The 20,046-nt window shown below is 73.2% G+C and carries 11 protein-coding genes and 3 pseudogenes; 4 read left to right on the forward strand and 10 right to left on the reverse strand.

The features are described 5' to 3' along the window. Window positions 1–61: 61 nt before the first annotated feature. From AMK31_RS19300 to AMK31_RS19320, 5 genes are read right to left on the reverse strand one after another with little or no spacing between them, the layout of a single operon-like run. Complete coding sequence (locus tag AMK31_RS19300) at window positions 62–667, reverse strand: GTP-binding protein (RefSeq protein ID WP_073941828.1); 606 nt, start codon at window positions 665–667, stop codon at window positions 62–64. Continuing rightward, on the reverse strand, window positions 648–4,280 hold the full coding sequence (locus tag AMK31_RS19305; protein WP_073941829.1) for a hydantoinase B/oxoprolinase family protein: 3,633 nt from the start codon (window positions 4,278–4,280) through the stop codon (window positions 648–650). The genes AMK31_RS19300 and AMK31_RS19305 overlap by 20 nt, the downstream gene beginning before the upstream one ends. 24 nt (window positions 4,281–4,304) lie before the next feature. Next, the gene (locus tag AMK31_RS19310; protein WP_073941830.1) at window positions 4,305–4,700 is read right to left on the reverse strand and encodes a DUF742 domain-containing protein; all 396 of its coding nucleotides are present in this window, start codon (window positions 4,698–4,700) and stop codon (window positions 4,305–4,307) included. A 9-nt stretch (window positions 4,701–4,709) separates the two neighbouring features. After that, complete coding sequence (locus tag AMK31_RS19315; protein WP_073941831.1) at window positions 4,710–5,147, reverse strand: roadblock/LC7 domain-containing protein; 438 nt, start codon at window positions 5,145–5,147, stop codon at window positions 4,710–4,712. After that, window positions 5,144–8,230: a sensor histidine kinase gene (locus AMK31_RS19320; RefSeq protein ID WP_073942406.1), complete on the reverse strand. Its 3,087-nt coding sequence runs from the start codon at window positions 8,228–8,230 to the stop codon at window positions 5,144–5,146. The genes AMK31_RS19315 and AMK31_RS19320 overlap by 4 nt, the downstream gene beginning before the upstream one ends. A 417-nt stretch (window positions 8,231–8,647) precedes the next feature. Here AMK31_RS19320 and AMK31_RS19325 point away from each other — a divergent pair, with 417 nt between their 5' ends. After that, entirely contained in the window at window positions 8,648–9,241 is a 594-nt protein-coding gene (locus AMK31_RS19325; RefSeq protein WP_073941832.1) for a hypothetical protein, read from the forward strand. A 63-nt stretch (window positions 9,242–9,304) separates the two neighbouring features. Here the strand turns inward: AMK31_RS19325 and AMK31_RS19330 are convergent. Then, window positions 9,305–10,567, reverse strand: a pseudogene (locus tag AMK31_RS19330) (FAD-dependent oxidoreductase); the annotation flags it as partial. 66 nt (window positions 10,568–10,633) lie between these two features. Next, window positions 10,634–10,762 (reverse strand): annotated as a pseudogene (locus AMK31_RS19335) (Rieske 2Fe-2S domain-containing protein); the annotation flags it as partial. A 316-nt stretch (window positions 10,763–11,078) separates the two neighbouring features. Here AMK31_RS19335 and AMK31_RS19340 point away from each other — a divergent pair. Continuing rightward, window positions 11,079–11,909 (forward strand): IclR family transcriptional regulator, encoded by an 831-nt coding sequence (locus tag AMK31_RS19340; protein WP_198948521.1) that lies wholly within the window; start codon window positions 11,079–11,081, stop codon window positions 11,907–11,909. A 164-nt stretch (window positions 11,910–12,073) separates the two neighbouring features. Beyond that, window positions 12,074–12,416 (forward strand): annotated as a pseudogene (locus AMK31_RS19345) (GMC oxidoreductase); the annotation flags it as partial. On the opposite strand, the gene AMK31_RS19350 reads toward AMK31_RS19345, so the two are convergent. From AMK31_RS19350 to AMK31_RS19360, 3 genes are read right to left on the reverse strand one after another with little or no spacing between them, the layout of a single operon-like run. Beyond that, entirely contained in the window at window positions 12,413–17,062 is a 4,650-nt protein-coding gene (locus AMK31_RS19350; protein ID WP_073941833.1) for a hypothetical protein, read from the reverse strand. The pseudogene AMK31_RS19345 and the gene AMK31_RS19350 overlap by 4 nt on opposite strands. 58 nt (window positions 17,063–17,120) lie before the next feature. Further along, window positions 17,121–18,002: a hypothetical protein gene (locus AMK31_RS19355; protein WP_073941834.1), complete on the reverse strand. Its 882-nt coding sequence runs from the start codon at window positions 18,000–18,002 to the stop codon at window positions 17,121–17,123. 31 nt (window positions 18,003–18,033) lie between these two features. After that, window positions 18,034–19,560, reverse strand: coding sequence for a hypothetical protein (locus tag AMK31_RS19360; protein ID WP_073941835.1), 1,527 nt, complete (start codon window positions 19,558–19,560; stop codon window positions 18,034–18,036). Window positions 19,561–19,722: 162 nt separating this feature from the next. Here AMK31_RS19360 and AMK31_RS19365 point away from each other — a divergent pair, with 162 nt between their 5' ends. Next, on the forward strand, window positions 19,723–20,040 hold the full coding sequence (locus tag AMK31_RS19365; protein ID WP_073941836.1) for a gas vesicle protein GvpO: 318 nt from the start codon (window positions 19,723–19,725) through the stop codon (window positions 20,038–20,040). Window positions 20,041–20,046 lie beyond the last annotated feature (6 nt).

The raw sequence follows: 20,046 nt of genomic DNA on the forward strand, positions 1-20,046 counted from the left end.
CGATGTGGACCACGGTCCGTACCCCAGTCGGCGGGGGTACGGGCCGTGCCTGTGGGCCGCGTCAGGTGGTGACGGCCTGACGGCGGTCCGCCGCGTGGGCCATCGCGTGGCGGACCACGCCGACCAGGACGTCCTTCACCGACTCGCGGTCCCGGGCGTCGCAGAGCAGCAGCGGAACCGCGTCGTCCAGATCGAGGGCCCTGCGGACCTCGTCCGCCGGGTAACGGGCGGCTCCCTCGAAGCAGTTGACGCCGACGAGGAAGGGTATGGACCGTCGCTCGAAGTAGTCGACGGCGGCGAAGCAGTCCTCCAGCCGACGGGTGTCGGCGAGGACGACCGCGCCGAGCGCGCCCTCGGAGAGTTCGTCCCACATGAACCAGAAGCGCTCCTGACCGGGCGTGCCGAAGAGGTACAGCACCAGGTCCTCGCGCAGCGTGATGCGGCCGAAGTCCATCGCCACGGTGGTGGTGTGCTTGCCTTCCACACCGCTGAGGTCGTCGACCGGGCGTCCGGCCTCGGTGAGTGGTTCCTCGGTGCGCAGTGGTCGGATCTCGCTGACCGCTCCGACGAGGGTGGTCTTGCCGACGCCGAAGCCGCCGGCCACCAGGATCTTGAGCGTGACGGGCTCGACCGGGGGCTTGCCGCGCTCAGAACGCCCGAAGATCATCGATCTGTTCTCCTGCTCGCTGGGGGTGGGTGGACGGGGGGCCGTAGCCTCCGCCGCCGGGGGTTTCGACGACGAGTACGTCGTCGGGGCCGACGGACGCGGTGTCGCTGCCGGCGAGGGCGGTGACCGTGCCGTCGGCGTGCTCTACGCGGTTGGCGCCCAGGGCGCCGGGCTCGCCGCCAGCCATGCCGTACGGCGGGACGCGGCGGTGCTGGGAGAGCGTGGTGACCGTCATCGGCTCGCGGAAGCGGATGCGGCGCACGGCTCCGTCGCCGCCGCGCCAGCGGCCCGCTCCCCCGCTGCCGCGGCGGACCGAGAACTCCTCCAGCAGCACGGGCAGCCGCCATTCGAGGACTTCCGGGTCGGTCAGCCGGGAGTTGGTCATGTGGGTCTGCACGACGCTCGCGCCGGGGAAGCCGTCACCGGCGCCGGAGCCGGAGGCGATGGTTTCGTAGTACTGGTGGCGTTCGTTGCCGAAGGTGACGTTGTTCATCGTGCCGGAGCCCTCCGCCTGGACGCCGAGCGCCGCGTACAGGGCGCCGGTGATGGCCTGGGAGGTCTCCACGTTGCCGGCGACGACCGCCGCAGGCGGTTCCGGCGCGAGCATCGAGCCCGGCGGCACGACGATCCGGATCGGGCGCAGGCAGCCGTCGTTGAGCGGGATGTCGTCGGCCACCAGGGTGCGGAACACGTAGAGGACGGCCGCGTTGACGACGGCGTACGGCGCGTTGAAGTTGGTGGCCAGCTGGGCTGAGGTACCGGTGAAGTCGACGGTGGCGGAGCGGTTTTCGCGGTCCACGCGCACGCGTACGCGGATGACGGCGCCGGAGTCGGTCTCGTAGGCGTACTCGCCGTCGTCGAGGGCGTCGATGACGCGGCGCACCGCTTCCTCGGCGTTGTCCTGGACGTGCCGCATGTAGGCCTGGACGACGTCGAGGCCGAAGTCCTCGATCATGCGGGTGACTTCGTCGACGCCTTTCTGGTTGGCGGCGATCTGGGCGCGCAGGTCGGCGAGATTGGTCCGCGGATTGCGGGAGGGGTGGGGCGCCTCGGTGAGCAGGCGGTGGGTCTCCGTCTCGCGGAAGCGGCCGTTCTCGGCGAGCAGCCAGTTGTCGAAGAGGACGCCTTCCTCCTCGATGGTGCGGCTGTCGGCGGGCATCGAGCCGGGGGCGATGCCGCCGATCTCGGCGTGGTGACCGCGGGAGGCGACGTAGAACAGGATCCGGTCACCCTCTGTGTCCGACGGGCGGTTGGTGTCGAAGACGGGGGTGATCACGGTGACGTCGGGCAGGTGGGTGCCGCCGTGGTACGGGTCGTTGACGGCGTAGGTGTCGCCGGGGCGCATCCGGGAGCCGCGCCGGCGGATGACCTCCTTGACGCTGGTTCCCATGGAGCCCAGGTGGACGGGGATGTGCGGGGCGTTGGCCACCAGGTTTCCGTCCGGGTCGAAGAGGGCGCAGGAGAAGTCCAGGCGTTCCTTGATGTTGACGGACTGGGCGGTCGATTCCAGGCGGGCGCCCATCTGTTCGGCGATCGACATGAAGAGGTTGTTGAAGACTTCGAGGAGAACGGGATCGACTTTTGTGTCGATGTCGGAACTCTCCGTAATCGCGGTGCGTTCCATGACCAGATGCCCGTCGTCGGTGGCCGTGGCCTGCCAGCCGTGGTCGACGACGGTCGTCGCACTGGCCTCGGTGATGATCGCGGGGCCGGTGACGGTCTCGCCGGGCGGCAGTGCCTCCCGGCGGTGCAGGGGTACGTCGCGCCAGGTTCCGCGGGTGTGGAGGCGGACCGTGTCCGGGGTGGCGGTGCGGCCCTCGTACGGGGCGAGGGCGGAGAGATCGGGGGGTGTGGTGAGGCCGGTGGCTTCCACGGAGAGGGCTTCGACGACGATCGGGCGGTCGAGGGTGAAGGAGTACGTGGCGCGATGACGTGCTTCGAAGTCCTGCCGCATGCCGGTGGGGTCGGTGAGCCGGACGGTGAGGGCGGTGTCGGTGCCGTCGTAGCGGAGCTGGGCGCGTCGGGTGACCTCGACACGGTCCTCGGGGATGTCCTCGGCGAGGAGTTCCGCGCGGGCGGCGGCCTCCAGGTCGTCCGCGGTCTTGAGGACGCCGGGCATCGCCGCGGGCTCCAGTGGCGCCTCGACGGACTGTTCCCGCATGGCGGTGGTGTCGGCGAGGCCGATGCCGAGGGCCGAGAGGACTCCCGCCATGGGCGGGACGAGGACGGTGCGGATGCCGAGCGAGTCGGCGACCATGCAGGCGTGCTGGCCGCCCGCCCCGCCGAAGGTGGTGAAGGCGTAGCGGGTGACGTCGTGGCCTTTCTGGACGGAGATCCGCTTGACGGCGTTGGCGATGTTGGCGACGGCGATCCGCAGGTATCCCTCGGCGACCTGCTCGGCGGTGCGGTCGTCGCCCGTGCGTTCGTGGATCTCCCGTGTGAGGGCCGCGAAGCGGTCGCGGACCAGGGCAGCGTCCAGCGGCTGGTCGCCGCCGGGGCCGAACACGCGGGGGAAGTACGCGGGCTGGATGCGGCCGAGCATGACGTTGGCGTCGGTGACGGTGAGCGGACCGCCGCGGCGGTAGCAGGCGGGGCCCGGGTCCGCGCCCGCCGAGTCCGGCCCTACGCGGTAGCGGGAGCCGTCGAAGTGCAGCACCGAACCGCCGCCCGCCGCGACGGTGTGGATGTCGAGCATCGGCGCGCGCAGCCGGACGCCGGCGATCCGCGTGGTGAAGACGCGTTCGTAGGCGCCGGCGAAGTGGGACACGTCCGTGGAGGTGCCGCCCATGTCGAAGCCGATGACGCGGTCGAAGCCGGCCAGCTGCGACATCCGGGCCATGCCGACGATGCCGCCGGCCGGTCCGGACAGGATGGCGTCCTTGCCGCGGAACTGGCCGGCCTCGGTGAGGCCGCCGTTGGACTGCATGAACATCAGCCGTACGCCGTGGAGCTCGTCGGCGACCTGCCGGACGTAGCGGCGCAGCACCGGCGACAGGTAGGCGTCGACGACTGCGGTGTCGCCGCGCGGCACGAGCTTCATCAGCGGGCTGACCTCGCTGGACAGCGAGATCTGCGGGAAGCCGATGCGGGCGGCGAGGTCGCCGACGGCGCGTTCGTGCGCCGGGTGGAGGTGACTGTGCAGGCAGACCACGGCGACGGCACGGATCCCGTCGTCGTACGCCTGCCGGAGCGGCCCGGCGAGGGCCTCCAGGTCGGGCGCGCGCAGCACCGTGCCGTCGGCGGCGATGCGCTCGTCGACCTCGACGACCCGCTCGTGCAGCAGCTCGGGCAGGTCGATGCGGCGGGCGAAGATGTGGGGGCGGTTCTGGTAGGCGATGCGCAGGGCGTCGCGGAAGCCGCGGGTGACGACCAGGAGGGTGCGTTCGCCCTTGCGCTCCAGCAGGGCGTTGGTGGCGACGGTCGTCCCCATGCGTACGGCGTCGACGGGCTCCTCGGAGCCCGCCAGCAGCTCACGTACGCCGGCGACGGCCGCGTCGGACCAGGCCGGGCTGTCCGACAGCAGCTTGTGGGTCAGCAGCCGGCCGTCCGGACGCCGCGCGACGATGTCGGTGAAGGTGCCGCCCCGGTCCACCCAGAACTGCCAGCCTGTCACGTCTCCACCTCGCTTCCGCGCTGCTCACAGCGCCCGGAGGCCGTTGATCACGTCGCGCAGAATACTCTCGTCCGGCAGCTCGGCAGGGGGTACGGGGCGGGTCACGTGGACCAGTTCCGCGTCCACCAGGTCGCCGATCAGGACCCGTACGACACCGATCGGAATGTCGAGTTCCGCGGCGAGTTCGGCGACCGACTGCGGAGTGTCACGGCACAGTCCGACGATGTCCACGTGTTCCGGGGACAGCGTCGGGTCCGTGTCCGGGTCGTCCGCGTGGGGTTCCGTCACGACCACCGCGATCAGATCGAGGCGGTGCTGGGCCGCATGGCTGGTGCGGCCGCGCGTCATGGCGTAGGGACGGACGACCGGTCCTGCCTCGTCGTCGAACCAGTGGCTTCTTGCCTGACCGTCTGCGCTCATGTCATCCCACTACCCGCCCGCGGGCAGGTCGGTGCGCGGGGCGGTGGCGAGATGCGTCCCGACGCGCTTCACCAGGAGCGTCATCTCGTAGGCGACCTGGCCGATGTCCGAGTCGGCGTCGGAGAGGACGGCGAGGCAGCTGCCGTCGCCGGCGGCCGTGACGAACAGGAAGGCGTCGTCGAGCTCGACCATCGTCTGCCGGACGCTGCCCGCCTCGAAATGGCGGCCGACGCCCTTGGCGAGGCTGTGGAATCCGGAGGCCACGGCGGCCAGGTGCTCGCTGTCCTCGCGGGTCAGGCTCTTGGACACCCCCGTGGGCAGTCCGTCGCCGGACAGGACGACGGCCTTGCGGATGCTTGCCACGCGGTCCACCAGGTCGTCGAGGAGCCAGTTCAGCTCGCCGGACTTGCCGGTCGTGACATGGTCGGTCGCCTTCGGTGCGGTCATCGACCGTCCCCCTTAGTCGTTCCCTGTGGTGCTGTGCCGCTGTGGGCGTCGTCGCCCGCGGCGTTCTCCTCGCGGCCGCGCCGCCAGCCGCGCTGGAGCGAGGCCATACGGCTGCGGACCTCGTCGGCGTCCCGCTCGGCGGGTGCCGCTGCGCCGTCGGTGCCACGGCGTGCCGGGTCGTTTTTGAGCTGCGGCGCGAGGCTGGCCTGCCGTACGCGTCGGGGCAGCGGGTCGGAGCCGGTACCGGGCTCCTCGGGTGCGGGGCGCCGGCTGGTGCCTGGTGCGTCGGTCCGGGGGGCGCCGGTGCCAGGGCCTCCGGAGCGGGCGGTGGTGTGGTCGCCAGGGGCTGGGGCCTGCGGGTCGGCGTGGCTGCCCGGGGCCTGCGTTTCGGTGGGACGGCCCAGGGCTCGCGGTGGCGAGTCGGCGGGGCCGGTCAGGGCCCGGGGCGGGGAAGCGGTGGGGCCACTGAGGGCGCGGCGCGGGGGTGCGGTGTCGTCGTTCGGCTCGCGGGCCGGGGAGGTGGAGTCCCGGCGGCTCTGCGCGGTGGTGGGATCGGGGCGGTCCCGGGAGTCGGTGCGGCCGTCGAGGGGTCCCGGCGAGCCAGCGGTGCGGCCGTCGACGGGCCCCGGCGAGCCCGCGGTGCGGCCGAGCGGGGAGCTGCCGCGGCGGCGGGTCGGCAGCGGAGCCAGGTGGTCCGCTTCCGGTCGGCGCGAGGTCGGGCCGGTCGCGGGCTCGTCGTCCCGTTCCGCTCGGCGCGGCCGCTGCTCGGTGACCGGGCGGCCGTGCGAGCTGACCAGCTTGGGTGTGCGTCGGCGGGGCAGCGGGACGGGAGCGTCGAGGCGGTCGTCGTCGTCCCGGCCCTCGGTGGCGGACGTGTCACGGATGCCGGAGGCGGTGTGGTGACGGTCGCCGGGGCGGCCCGGCGTCTCCTCGTCCATGGGGACGAGGGAGCGGCGCGGGCGGAACAGCCCGCCGCGTTCGCTCTCCTCGCTGTCGAGCACTCCGGGGAAGTCCTCGATCGTGTCGAGGTCGACGGGCGCCTCCAGTTCGACCGGTCCGTCCAGCAGCGAGGCGGGCAGCCCGGGCAGTTTCACCGGTACCTGGGAGAGCGCGGTCCTGCGTCCGCTCTCGGCGTCGGCGTCCTTGGGGGGCCGCGGCCGGTCGAGGCGGAAGCCGACGCCGTTGGTGTCCGGGACGTCGTCCGTCAGCAGCGTGTCGGGGATGAAGACGACAGCGGTGGTGCCCCCGTAGGGGGAGGGCTGGAGGGAGACCCGGACGTTCTGCCGCTGGGCGAGCCGGCTGACCACGAACAGTCCGAGCCGGTCGGTGTCGGACAGTTCGAACTCCGGGGTCTCGGCGAGCCGGAGGTTGGCGTCGAGGAGCGCCTCGGCCGCCATGCCGAGGCCCCGGTCGTGGATCTCCAGGGTGAAGCCGTTGGCGACCCGTTCCCCCACGACCTGGACGGCGGTGTGCGGAGGAGAGAACACGGTGGCGTTCTCCAGGAGTTCGGCCACGAGATGGGTGAGGTCCGCGACGGCCGGGCCGGTGACGGCGACGCGCGGCAGCCGGCGGACCTCGATCCGCTCGTAGTCCTCGACCTCGCCGACGGCGGCGCGCACGATGTCCATGAGCTGGATCGGTTTGCGCCACTGCCGCGACGGGGCCGCGCCGGAGAGGATCACCAGGCCCTCGGCGTGCCGGCGCATGCGGGTGGTCAGGTGGTCGAGGCGGAACAGGTCGGCCAGTTCCTCGGTGTCCTCGGTCCTGCGCTCCATGGTGTCCAGCAGAGTGAGCTGCTTGTGCAGGAGGACCTGGCTGCGACGGGCGAGGTTGACGAAAACCTCGGAGACACCGGCGCGCAATTCGGCCTGTTTCACGGCGGCTTCGACGGCGGCGCGCTGGAGGGTGTTGAGTGCCTGGCCGACCTCGCCGATCTCATTCTTGTCGTACTCCAGCCGCGGGACCTCGGTCTCCACGTCGACTTGCTCGCCCACGGAGAGCCGGCGCATCACGCTGGGCAGCCGGACGCCGGACGCCTCATGGGCATCCAGCCGCAGCTGGCGCAGATCGCGGATGAGTCCGCGGCCGATGCGCACGGAGACGAAGAGGGAGACGAGCAGTGCGGCCAGGCCGAGGACGCCGGCGACGACGACCTTGACGATGACGCCGGTCGCGATGGGACGGACGCGTTCCTGGTAGCGGTCGGCCGCCTCGTCGTCGAGTGTGCCGAGTTCTTCGAGCACACTCCCGGCGGCGGTGTCCCAGCTCTGAGCGGTGACGCCGCTGGGCATGCCGGACCGGATCTTCACCGCGGCCTCTTCGGCGACCCGCAGGGGCGCGGTCTCGGCGTTCTTCCAGAACCGCTCGTACCGGTCCCGGTCCGCGGTCGGCAGCAGGGACCGGTTGACGTCGTACAACAGGGTGCGCTGGGCGATGAGGTCGGAGATCTGGCGGATCTCGCCGGGGGTGAGCCTGCCGACGACCAGGGCGGAGCCGAGCAGGGCGTCCTCGCGGGAGAGCAGTTCGCGGGCGCGGGAGAGATTGACGAGGGCGCGGTGCTGGGTGTCCATCTCCACGTTGTCGACGACGTGGATGTTGCTCAGCAGGGAGTAGCAGGGGTCGACCAGCCGGTTGTACAGGACGAATGCCTGGGAGCGGTTGACGGTGCCGTCGGCGACGCTGCGCCGCAGGGCCTCGATACCCTCGAACGCGTCCAGTACGGCGGTCAGCCGCTCGTCGGCGTCACCCAGGGCGTCGCGCACCTCGGAGTCCCGGGCGTTCTCACGGATCTCGGCGACGGCCTCGTCCGTGGCGGCCTGACTGCGTTTCAGGGCGGCGAGGCCGTTGGAGGCGCGGGGATCGGCGAGGTAGACGAGGGTCTGGCGGCGTTCCTGCTGGAGGACGCGGACGGTGTCCTCGGTGGGGTACCCGATCTCTTCGACGAGGGACGACACACTGAACAGTCGGCCTGCCTCGCGGCCCGTGAGTACCGTGGCGAAGGCCCAGATCGCGGTCAGGGACACCAGCGGCACGAGAAGCAGCGCCACGATCTTCCGGCGGATGGACTTCCCGCGAAAGCGCATGGCCTCCCCCAGCTCGACCCCCACCGGCAGGGGGCACACCTGTGCGTCAACAAACGGCGCGAGCCTACTACCGACGCACACGTAACTCGAAGGACGATCCGGAAGGCGAACTTCCGTACTGGACGCGGAGCAGGGGGAGTTGTCGGGTCATTGCGGGAGATTGCCTCCCCGATTCCGGCACCGGGGGAGCTGCCTGGCGCGATCGTCTGGACCGGACGATTGGCCGGAATTTTTCGCCGGTCGGGAATCTTCGGGGAGTGCCGTTCGTCCTTCATGGCAGGGAATGGGGGCGGAATCGGCCACAGGAGCCGCAACCCGCACCCCGGCGGCGTAAAACAGCGCAAGCCGGGCAGCCACTGGGGAGTCGGGGTCTTCGGACCGGCGAGCGGGCTGCTGGCGGTGGGGAGTGACACGGTGATGGGCACGGCGGAGCGACGCGAGGCACCCGCGCGGGGTACGGCGGCGCACGTGACGGTGGAGCGGGGCACCAAGGTTCCGGATCGCGACGTTCCGGTCGGCACGCGGGCGGATGCGATCGCGGACGAGGGTGCTGTTCGGGCCGTGAGTACGGTGGTCGCCCCCAGGTCGGGGGAGCGCGACGACGTCCAGGAACGGTCGCAGTACCGGCCGTTGTGGGTCGAGGAGCCCGCGAAGCGGCGAAGGCTGCCCGACCCGGTGCGTACCGCCGCTGTGCGGGCGGTGCTCATCATCGCCGTGACGCTGATCCAGGCGATGGTGGCCTTCCTGAGCACCTTGGCCGGATCCTGGCTGGCGTTCCCCATGGTGCTGAGCAGCGTGGCCAGCACGGTGGTGGCCACCTGGGGAGTGCTCGACGTGTGGGTGACGCGCCAGGTGTGGAGCCAGCGCAACGGCGTGGTGTCCGCACCGAGCAGCACCGCACGGGCGCTGCGCCGCGAGCGGCGCCGGATGCGCCGGCAGGCCCGGGCCGCCGAGCGGACGCAGGAGCGAATACGCCGGACCGGCGGCGCGGAGCAGCTGTCCCATTCGTGAGGGGGTGACCCTTCCTTCCGGGAGGTTCAGAGCCCGGAGCGGTCCATCTGCCCCTCTCCACGCGCTACGCGTGAGTTCGCGACGGGCCCGCATGAAGGGGCGGGGCCGGTCGACGGCGAGGACGGCGGTCGTACGCCCGTGCCGCTCGTAGAGCGCGAGGAAGCCGCGGGTGGCGGGGGCCGGTGTCGGCGCCGGGACCACTGTCGGTGCCGGGGCTCGAATCGACGCCGAGGCAAAAGTCGACGTCGAGGCCGGTGTCGACGCCGAGGAAACCGGTGCTCCCGCGCAGGGCCAGGGCACCTCCCCCTCGACGACCCGCACCGCATCCCCCTCGCGCCGCCGCCCCGGCGAACTGGATGCGCGCCCCGGATTGATCGGACCAGAAATAGCGCACGGACTGGATGCTCTTGACGGTGTGCCCGGCGAGGAGGTTGGCCACGGCGACCCGGGGCTGCTCGGTGGCGGAGGTCCAGTGCTCGGTGCGGGTGCCGGCGACGCGGGCGGCATCGCCGACGGCGACGACCTGAGGCAGGGAGGTGACACAGCCGTCGTCGCACAGGACTCCGTCGTGCAGGGCGAGTGCCGAGCCCGTCGGCCAGGCGGTGCCGGGGGTGGCGCCGATGCCGACGATCACCGTGCCGGCGGGGAGGGTACGGCCGTCGGTGAGGTCGACGCCGGTCACGGTGACCGTGCCGCGCAGGCCGGCCACTCCGACACCAGTAGCCAGCTCCACTCCCCCGCGTCGATGCAGTGTGGCGCACACCGCGGCCATCTCGGCGCCGACTTGGGCACGAGCGGCAGCGGGGCGGCCTCGACGACGGTGACGGAGTGCCCGAGGGCGGCGCACCAGGACGCCGTCTCCGCACCGATGAAACCGGCGCCGATGATGACGACCCGGCGCGGGTCGGCGGCGAGGTCCTCGCGCAGGGCACGGGCGTCATCGAGGGTGCGCAGGGTGTGGACGCCGGCCGGCCGAACGCCGGGCAAGCGGCGGGCCGAGGCGCCGGTGGCGATGACGACGCCGTCGCTGGGGACGGTGCGGCCGTCGGCGAGCAGGACGGCGCGGCCCCGGGCGTCGAGGCCGTGGGCGCGGACGCCGAGCAGCCACTCGGCGGCGAGTTCGGCGCGTTCCTCGTCGTCCGGCAGGGCCAGCCGGGTCTCGTCGGCGCTTCCGGTGAGGAAGTCCTTGGACAGAGGTGGCCGGTCGTAGGGCGGGTGGGGTTCGGCCCCGATGATCACCAGTCGGCCGTCGAAGCCCTGGGCACGCAGTTGACGGGCCGCGTAGAGGCCGGAGAGGGAGGCGCCGACGACGGTCAAGGTTTTCATGGGGTGCCGCTCCTCTCAGCTGCGCACCGGGGGCGGTCATGCGGCGGTGCCCTCCTCCGCGGCGAGGTGGGTGCAGGTGCCGTCGATGGCGTAGAGCTCGCCGTCGTCAGTGTGGAACACGGCGACGGGGGGTGTCGTCTCGACGCGGATGGACTCGCCCTCGGGGAGGTCTTCGAAGCGGCAGACGGGTATCACGGGCCCCCTCTCGATCCACGCGGGGTCCGGGACCTCTTGCTCCAGGCAGTCGGGAAGTTCAAGGGGTGACTGACCGTCATCGGTCCGGGAGGTCCGGGAGATCCGGCCGGTCGGGTGCCCTGGCCCAGGACCGCCGTTCGGGTGCCCTGTTCGGGACACGGCCCCTTCTGGGATCCGGACGCTTCGATAACATGATGTTTCACATGGCGCATGAACGAGCGCTGTGCGCAACAGAAGACGGGCGGGGCGACCATCGCGTCAAGGGTTTCCCGCAGATGCGGCCCAAACCGGGCCGTCAGGTGGTGAGAGTCGAACTATGGCCCGCACGCAGAAACAGTCCGACCACGGCGACGCGGAAGCCGGGAGCGCGGCGAGGCAGGGCGGACGGGGTGCCCCCAGCGCCGTGCAGTCGGTGGACCGTGCCGTGAGCGTCCTGGAGATCCTCGCCCGGCACGGCGAGGCGGGGGTCACCGAGATCGCCGACGAGCTGGAGGTGCACAAGTCCACGGCGTTCCGGCTGCTCGGCGTCCTGGAGAACCGCGGCCTGGTGGCCCAGGCGAAGGACCGCGGCAAGTACTACCTGGGGGCCGGCATCCTGCGGCTGGCGGGTGCGGCGGCCGTCCGGCTGGACATCTCGCAGGAGGGCGTCCCGGTGTGCCGGGAACTCGCCGACGAGCTGGGCGAGACGGTGAACATCGCGGTCCTGGACGACGACGCGGCCGTCAACATCATGCAGGCCCGCGGCACCGCGTCCGTGACCGCGCAGAACTGGCTCGGCCGGCGCACGCCCCTGCACGCCACCTCCAGCGGCAAGGTGCTGTTCGCGCACATGCCGCCCACCCTGCGCGAGGGTCTGCTGGCGAGGCCGCTGCCCCGCTTCACGGACCGCACGGTGACCGGCGCCTCCATGCTGCGCGGCGAGTTGGAAGCGGTGGTCGAGCAGGGCTACGGGGTCACCGTCGAGGAGCTGGAGCTTGGGCTGGCGGCCGTGGCGGCGCCGGTGCGGGCGCACGACGGCAAGGTCATCGCCGCGATCAGCGTCTCGGGTCCGGTGTACCGGCTGAATGCCGACCGGCTGCCGGAACTGGCCAAGCGCACGGTGGCGGCGGGCGCCGAGCTGTCGCGCCGGATGGGCTACGGCTTCTGACAGACGCACAAGACGGCGCCGCACAAGACGGCGTTCTCAGTATGTTCCCCACCACGCAACCCATCGTTTATTGCGCAACAGCAGAAGAGCTTGTCGCGCCACACGAGGTCCGTGCCGTAGTCGCTGTGAAGAAGGGCGCGCCTGTCGAGGTGCACACAACCGCGGCGCTCGGCGGCTGGGCGGGCGCGGAGCCGGCCTCCGGGCCGGACGTGCGCACCGACGACGAGCTGCTGGACTACATCCGCAAGACCCACAACACCGCCCACCACCCGTCCTGCACGGTGAGGATGGGCGCCGACGACGACCCCTCGGCCCCACTCGACGCGCGACTGCGGTCAAGGGGGTCGAGGGGCTGCGGTGGCGGACGGATCGGTGATGCCGGATCTCGTCACCGTGAACCCGTGCATCACGACGATGGTGATCGGCGAGAAGTGCGCGGACCTTCTGAAGGAGGACCGCCAGGCGGCCGTCTGGACGGGCGCTAGGCGGGCGCTAGGCAGGCGCTAGGCAGGCCGCTTGAACATCCGCGTCGCCGTGATCTCGCTGTGCACCGCCTCGCCCGCCTGGGGCTGCTGGGGCAGACCCGGGCGGAGGTGTTCCTCCACGCTGATGTACTTCAGGCCGGCACGCAGGTCGGCGTCGTTGCGCAGGCGGATGACCAGCGGGAACTCGGCGAGCGCGGTGGTGTCGAACAGGCCGGTGGTGTACAGCAGCTGCACGCCGAGCGCGTCCGAGACCGCCCGCTGGAGCTCCAGCAGGTACGTCGCGTTGGCGCGGCCGATCGGGTTGTCGAGGAACAGCGTGCCCGCGTGGCGGTGCTTGTCGCGGCCCCGGTCGTTGGAGCGCAGTGCCGCCATCGTGCAGTACAGGGCGATGGCGGCGGTGAGCAGCTGGCCGCCGGAGAACACGTCGCCCATCTGCCCGACGGGGACGCGCTCGGCGCGCAGCACGGCGTCCGGCTTGAGGATCTCGACGGCGACGCCCTTGGGCTGGAGCGCGGCGGCGACTCCGCGCAGCAGCAGGGACATGCCGTCGCGCCGCAGGTCGGAGTTCTTCTTGACCGCGGCCCGGGTGGCCTCGTCGACGACCTCGCCGAGCCGTTCGGTGAGGGTGGCCTGGTCGGGTTCCTCGAAGCGGATCCGCAGGAACTCCTGCCCGGACCACTCCCCCAGTCCCTCCGGCAGCCGGGACAGCCGCTGCGCGGAACGCAGGGTGGCCAGCGACGACTCGACCAGTCCGCGCAGCCGGTCCACGATCGAGTCCCGGTTGCGTTCCAGCTGTGCCAGCTCGTCGGTGAGGACGCGCAGCCGGGGCGCGAAGGCGTCGGCCCAGCGCTGGGCGTGCTCGGGCAGCGCGGCGGCGGGCAGTTCGCGGATCTGCTGCCGTGCGGGGGTGCGCACCTGCTCGTAGCGGGTGGAGTTGGCGTGCCGGACGAGGACGTCGCTGGCCTCGCGGACGGCGGCCTCGGCGGCGGACAGGTCGGCGGCGCAGCCGCGCAGCGACCGGCGGGCCTCGGCGGCGGACTGCCGGGCCTCCTCCAGGGTGCCCGGGTAAGGCTCCGGCTGCTCCTGCTCGTCCTCGGCGGCGTGCTCGCGCAGCAGGTCCCGCAGGAGCGCGGCGATCTCGTCGAAGCCGCCGGCGGCGTCCTCGGCGGCGCGGTGGGCGGCGAGCAGTTCGGCGTGCGCCTCGCGGGCCTGGGCCAGCGCCTCGGTGCGGGAGGCGAGTTCGCCGGTGGCGGTGCGCAGCAGGCCCTGGGCGTGCTCGGCGTCGCGCGGGATCAGTTCCTCGGGCAGTTCGGTGTGCGCCTCGGCGTCCTCGGGGGCGTGCCGTTCGGCCTCGCCGCGCAGCCGGCCCAGCTGCTCGCTGGCGCTGGACATGCGGGTCTCCAGCAGCTGCACCAGTTCCTCCGCGCGGGCGGCGGCGGCCTGCCGGGACGGCCCGTCGGAGCCGTCGGGTGACTGCAGGAGCTGTTCGGCGCGGGTGCGGACCTTGTTGCTCAGCCGGTCCAGTTCGGCGCGCGCCGCGCTCTCGTCGCTCTCCGCGCGGGCCTGCTCGGCGCGCAGGTCGGCGCCGACGCCGACCTTCTCGTACACCTGGGAGGCCGCGCGGTAGGCCTCGCGCAGGGCCGGCAGGGACGACTTCGGCGCGTCGGTGTCGTCGTCCGGTACGTCGTCGGGGGCGCCCGCGATCTCGGCGCGCTCGGCGCGCAGGGCCCGCGCGGTGCGGCGGGCGTCGTCGGCGGCGCGCTGGGCGGCGCGGCGGTCCTCGTCGGCGGCGCGGGCGCGCTCCAGGCAGGTCTGGGCGCGGGCCTCCGACTCGGTGGCCTCGTCGGCGAGTTCGCGCAGCTTGACCTGCCAGCCGGCGCGCTCGCGCAGCCGGAAGGCGAGTCCGGCGAGGGCGTCGGCGGCGCGCCGGGCCTTCTGCGCGGCCTCCTGCTTCTCGTCGCGGACCTGGGCCGCCTCGGCGGCGGCCTCCTCGGCCTCGGCCCGCGCGCTGCGCGCCTCGGCGAGTTCGGCTTCGGTCTCCTCGGCGAACGCGCGTGCCTCCCGGGCGGCCTGGGCGAGTTCGCTGAGCCGTCCGGCGGGGCAGCCGGTGCGCCAGGAGGCGAGCCGGGCGGCCAGTTCGCGGTCCTTGCCGAGGCGGGCCGCGAGGGCGCGGATCTCCTCGTCGCGTTCGGTGGCCCGGGCGCGCAGCGCCTGCCGCTCCTCGTCGGCGGCGTGCTCGTCGTGCATGGCCGGGTTCGGCGGTACGAGGAAGACGTCGCCGGTGTCGGGGCCGGCGGCCGGTGTCGGGGCGAGCAGGGCGGCGGCGGTGCCGACGGCCACGGCGGACCGGGGCAGCAGGGCGGCGTCGCTCAGCGCGTCCCGGGCGCGGGCGTGCGAGTCGGGGTCGGTGATGATGACGCCGTCGACCAGTTCGGGGCGTGCGGCGAGGACGCGGGCGTGGTCGGCGGGGTCGACGGCCTGGGCGAGGTAGCGCCAGCCGGGCAGTGCCGGGATGCCGTGTTCGCCGAGGTATTCGACGGTGGCCAGCACGTCCGGGCCGGGCGGGAGCAGTCCGCCGTCGCCGAGGGCGCCGAGGATGCGGGAGTCGTCGGCGGCGGCGGTGCGCAGGTCGAAGAGCTGGCGTTCGGCGGAGGAGACGGTGTCGTCGAGGAGTTCGCGCAGTTCGTCGGCGAAGCGGTCCAGTTCCTCGGGAGTGAGGGTGGCCTCGGGGGTGAGGGTGCCCTCGCGGCGGGCGGCGTCCTCGGCGGGGGTGTCCGTGCCCGTGCGCGGTGCCGGAACCAGGGCTCGTGCCCCGGCGGAGGCCCCGGGCAGGCTCAGCAGTTCCGCCAGCCGTTCCTCGGCTGCCAGCGCCTCGGCGGTGCGCCGCTCGCCCTCGTAGGACCGTTCCGCGGCGGTGGCCGCGTCGGCCGCGCGGGCGGCGGTGAGTTCGGCGCGGGACTCGGCGGAGGCCGCCTCCCGCGCGTGTTCGGTCGCCCGGCGGGAGGCCTCGCGGGCGGTGTCCCAGGCGGCGACGGCGGTCTTCTCGGCGTCGCTGGCGGCGAGGGCCGCCCGCGCGGGGTCGGCGTCGGGCGCGCTGTCGTCGAGCCAGCCCGCGCGGACCGCCTCGGCGGTCTCCTGCTCGACCTCGTCGAGCCGCTGGCGCAGGTGTCCGGCCTCGCTCCGGGCGCGCTGCGCCTCGGTGGCGGCGGCGGTGGAGTCCCGGTAGGCGGAGTCGCCGGCCTCCTGGAGCGCGGCGGAGCGCTCCTCCTCCTCGTTGGCGAGGGTCTCGGCGCTCTCGGCGGCGGCGTGCAGCGCGCGGACGAGGTCGACGGCGGCCTTGGTGCGGGCGGCGAGCGCGGGGGCGGCGTCCCGCTCGGCCTCCTGGATGGCGGCGGCCACGCGGGCGACCCGGTCGGCGGCCGCGCGGTGGCGCAGTACGGCCTCGGCGGCCTGCCACGCGGAGTGCAGGGTGCGCGCGTCGGCGAGTTCGCGTTTCTGCGCGGCGGCCGACTTCTCCGCGGCGGCGAGCGCCAGGGAGGCGTGCCGGTAGGCGAGTTCGGCGGTGATCAGGGCGCTGCGCTCACGGGCGTTCTCGGCGTGGGTGACGGCGTAGGCGGCGGCCGTGACCCGCTGGGCGAGGTCGGCGGCCCGCACCCGTTCCTGCGCGCCCCGCGCGGAGAGCCGGCGGGCGAGGACGCGGGTCCTCCGCTCGGCCCCGGCGTGCACGTCCCGGGCGCGGGAGCGGGCCTCGGCGGCCTCCACGATGCGGCCGAGCAGGTCCACCGACCCGGCGGTGAAGTCCCGTTCGGCGATCAGTTCGGAGCGCCGGCCCAGCTTGTTGCCGAAGCCGCTGACGAGGTCGGCGAGCCCGTCGGTGTCGCGGGTGTCGGTGACGGCGCGCAGCAGCAGGTCGGTGAAGTCGGAGTCCTTCTTCACCGCGAACAGGCCGGCGGCCTCACCCTCGTCGGCGTTCATCTCCCGCTGGTAGCGGAAGAGTTCGGGGTCGAGGCCGAGGTCGCCCAGGTGCTCGATCCACCGGTCGTGGATCTCCTCCCAGTGCACCTCCAGGTGCGGGTAGGCCTTGCCGGCCTCGGTGAGCGCGTCCCGGAAGCCCTTCATGGTGCGGCGGCGGCCCTGGGCGCCGGACTGGCCCTCGGCGGGCGGCCGTACGGCGGTGGCCTCGGCGACGGGCAGGTTGTCCAGGGTGAGTCCGGGGCCGGGCCGGAAGGAGTACCAGGCCTCGGCGAACTTCCGCGGGTCGTTGGAGACCTGCCGGCCGCGCCACTCGCTGACCTTGCCGACGACCACGCACTCGCCGGTCTGCACGTGCTGCCACTCCAGGGCGACGTGGCCGCAGTCGTCGGCGAGCAGGAACTTGCGCAGCACGCCGGAGCTGGCGCCGCCGAGGGTGTTGCGGTGGCCCGGCAGCATCACGGAGAAGATCAGCTTGAGCAGGACGGACTTGCCGCCGCCGTTCTCCAGGAAGAGGACCCCGGCGGGCGCGGGCCGGCGCGGCGGTCCGACGGGCTCCTCCTCGAAGAACTCCGCCTGGGTGGGTGCGGGGTCGGGCACGGGCTCGCCCACACCGCGCAGGTCAAGCACGGTGTCGGCGTAGCGGGCACCGGCGGGTCCGATGGAGTAGAGGCGGACCCGGGACAGCTCGTACATGGCGGACTCTCGTAAGGCTTCGTCAGATCGGGGAGGTTCTTGGTGCGGGGGCGGGGGGTCAGCCGGAGTGGAACGGCAGTCCCGCGTCGGCCACCAGCTCGAGGTCGTCGGTCTCGTCCGCGGGCAGCAGGGTCGGTGTGCCGTCGGTGACCGGGACGACGCCCAGTTCCAGCAGTTCGGCCATCGCGGCGCTGCCCGCCATGTCGCGGACCTGGAGCTGGTAGCGGGCGGTGGTGCGGTAGGTGCCGCCGCTCTCGTCGCCGGTGCGCTGGAGGAAGCCGGAGTCGGTGAGGAAGGTGACGGCCTTGGCGACGATGCCGGTGGTGGAGGCGGCCGGCCGGCGGGCGTCCTTCGTCGCGCCGGTGGCGCTGCGTCTGGCCCAGATCCGCCAGGCGGCCTCCAGTCCGGGCGCGTCGGTCGCGGGGTCGGTGTTCTCGCCCTGTTCGGCGGCGCGTTCCTCCAGGCGGCGGCAGGCCTGCCGGACGAAGGCGTCGACGCCGTTGACGGTGACGCGGCCGATGTAGCCGTCGTCGGCCAGGTCCTCGGGGCGCGGGAACGCCATCGCGGCAACGGCGAGGTGGGCCAGTCCGTGCAGGAACCGGTCGCCGGAGTCGGCGGCGGTGCGACGCGCGTAGTCGCTCATGCGCACGGCGAACACCGAGTCCTCGGCGGCGGTGACCGCCATGCCGGCGCGCGGGGACACCTCCAGGACGACCAGGCCGAGGCCGGCGGCGACGGCGTCCGCGAGGCGGGCGAACGGCGGGTCCTCCCGGTAGCGGCGCAGCAGGTCGGCGTACTCCTGGTCGCGGGCGGGCAGCAGCTTGGGCTGGAGCCCGAAGGCGACGAGCCGCGCCGCGTCGGCGGCGTCGGCGGGGGTGACGGGGGCCTGCGCCGCGGGGGCAGGTGCCTCCGGCTCACTCCACTCGACGTGCTCGGTCACGGTCGGTGCTCCTTGTTGCGCTGGTGCTCACTCATGCTGCTTCCGTCCTGTCCGCCGCCATGCCGGCCGCGTCCAGCAGGGCCGTGCCGACGATGAGGTCGGCGCCGCCGAACTCGGGATCGTCGAGTTCGGTGCCGTCGTCCACGGCGAACAGGAGTTTCTCCTCGCCCTGCCGGTAGGCGGTGCCGACGGGCGGGCTGGCCGCGTGGACGGCCAGCAGGGCGACCAGGTACGGCAGGTCGGGGTCCTGCCGCCGGGCCTGGGCCAGCAGGCCCGACAGCCTGCGCGGCGCGTCGGCCGGGAGGTCCAGCAGTTCCATCGCGGCGGCCAGCTGTTCCTCGCTGAACCGGCTGTCGTCCGGGGTGGCGATGAGGTCGGGCTCGGGCATCTCGGCGCCCAGGTGCTCCCGCTCGACGGGCGGGGTCAGCAGGATGTCGACCAGGTCCCCGACCCGGACGGACACCGGGGTGCGCAGGCCGGTGCCCTTGGCGAAGTACGCGTCGGTGACGCGGATCGCCTGTTCCAAGGGCAGCGGCAGGATCGGGGCGAGGAGGTGGCCGTACAGGTCCGTCCCCGAGGTGGCGGCGGGGGTCGCGAAGGCCTGCCGGTCCTGCTCGGCGCGGAACAGCGGGCCGGCCTCCAGCAGGCGGGACTGGAGCTGGGTGTGGCGGCGGATGCAGTCCTTGACGATGTCGACGAGCTCGGCGGCGCGCCGCTTGTGCTCGGGGTCCTCGGACTCGTCGCGGGCCTTGCGGATGTTGGTGAGGATCGCGTTCTCGTGGCGGTAGCGGTCGGCCACGTGGTCCAGGGCCTCGGCGATCATGTCGGGGACGGCGGTGAGCCAGTCCACCGCGCGGACGTTGCGCCGGGTGGCGTCCAGCGCCTTGCGCAGGGTCTCCGAGTACTGCACGGTGCGGTACCGGGCCTGTTCGGCGGCGAGCTGGGCGTCGGCGAGACGGCCGCGGCTGATCAGCACCTCCAGTTTGACCTCGGCGGCGATCTGCGCGCTGGTGACATCGGTGTCGAGGGCGCCGACGAGGACGTTGACCGCCTCGTCCGTGGTCCGCAGGTAGACGCTGCCGCCGGGGCCGGGGACCTCCTCGATCAGCTTGAAGTCGTAGTCGCGGCGGACGTACGTGCCGTCGGGGGCGAAGGTGCCGTACACCGCGCGGAAGCCGCGGTCGACGCTGCCGACGTTGATCAGGTTCTCCAGGACCCAGCGGGCCACCCGCTCGTGCTCGGCGGCGGGCCGTCCCGGGGCCTGCGCGGCGACGCGGGGGACGAGCCGGGCGACGACCTGGTCGTGGTCGGCGCCGGTGTCGAAGTCCATGTTGAGGGTGACGAGGTCGATCGCGGCGAGGGCGATCTCCGCCATGCCGTACACCGTGTACTCACCCGCGAGGTTCGCCTTGCGCGCGTCGAGGTCGTGCAGCGGCGCGGTGCAGGCGAGCGCGCGCAGCCGCCGCGCCAGTCCCTCGTCGGCGGCCGGGCCCGGTGCGGGGCGCGGCCCCGCGCTGAGCTGGGGCGGAACGCTGTCCGTCGATGCAGGCGAAGTCACGGTGCACAGACTAGGTCCTCGGTCTGACAACGACCCAAACGACGCAGAGGGGGCCCACCGCCGCGCTGTCAAACCGGCCGTTCTCCGCCGGGCTCCCCGCCCGTGGCCCGGATGGTCCAACTCCGCACGCGCTCGCTGGGCGCACCGGCGAGAGTGGGCAGCATGACGGAACCTGGCGAGCGACGGCGCCGCACGGCCACCGCCCCGGAGCGCGGGCACGCGCCGCGGGGCGCCGGCGGCGCCGCCGAGCGGGCCGCCGAGGGCTTGAGCGCTCTCATCCGGCACCGCCTGGAGGGCGTTTCCGCGGTGCGGCGCACCGACGACGACGGCTGGATCGTCAACATCGACGTCCTGGAGCTGGCGCGCATCCCCGACACGACCAGTCTGCTCGCCGTCTACGAGGTGGAACTGGACTCGACGGGCGAGTTGACGCAGTACCGCCGGATCGCGCGCTACCGGCGCGGCGCCCAGGACCAGTGACCGGCC

Source organism: Streptomyces sp. TSRI0107, from assembly GCF_001905845.1.
Lineage (GTDB): Bacteria > Actinomycetota > Actinomycetes > Streptomycetales > Streptomycetaceae > Streptomyces.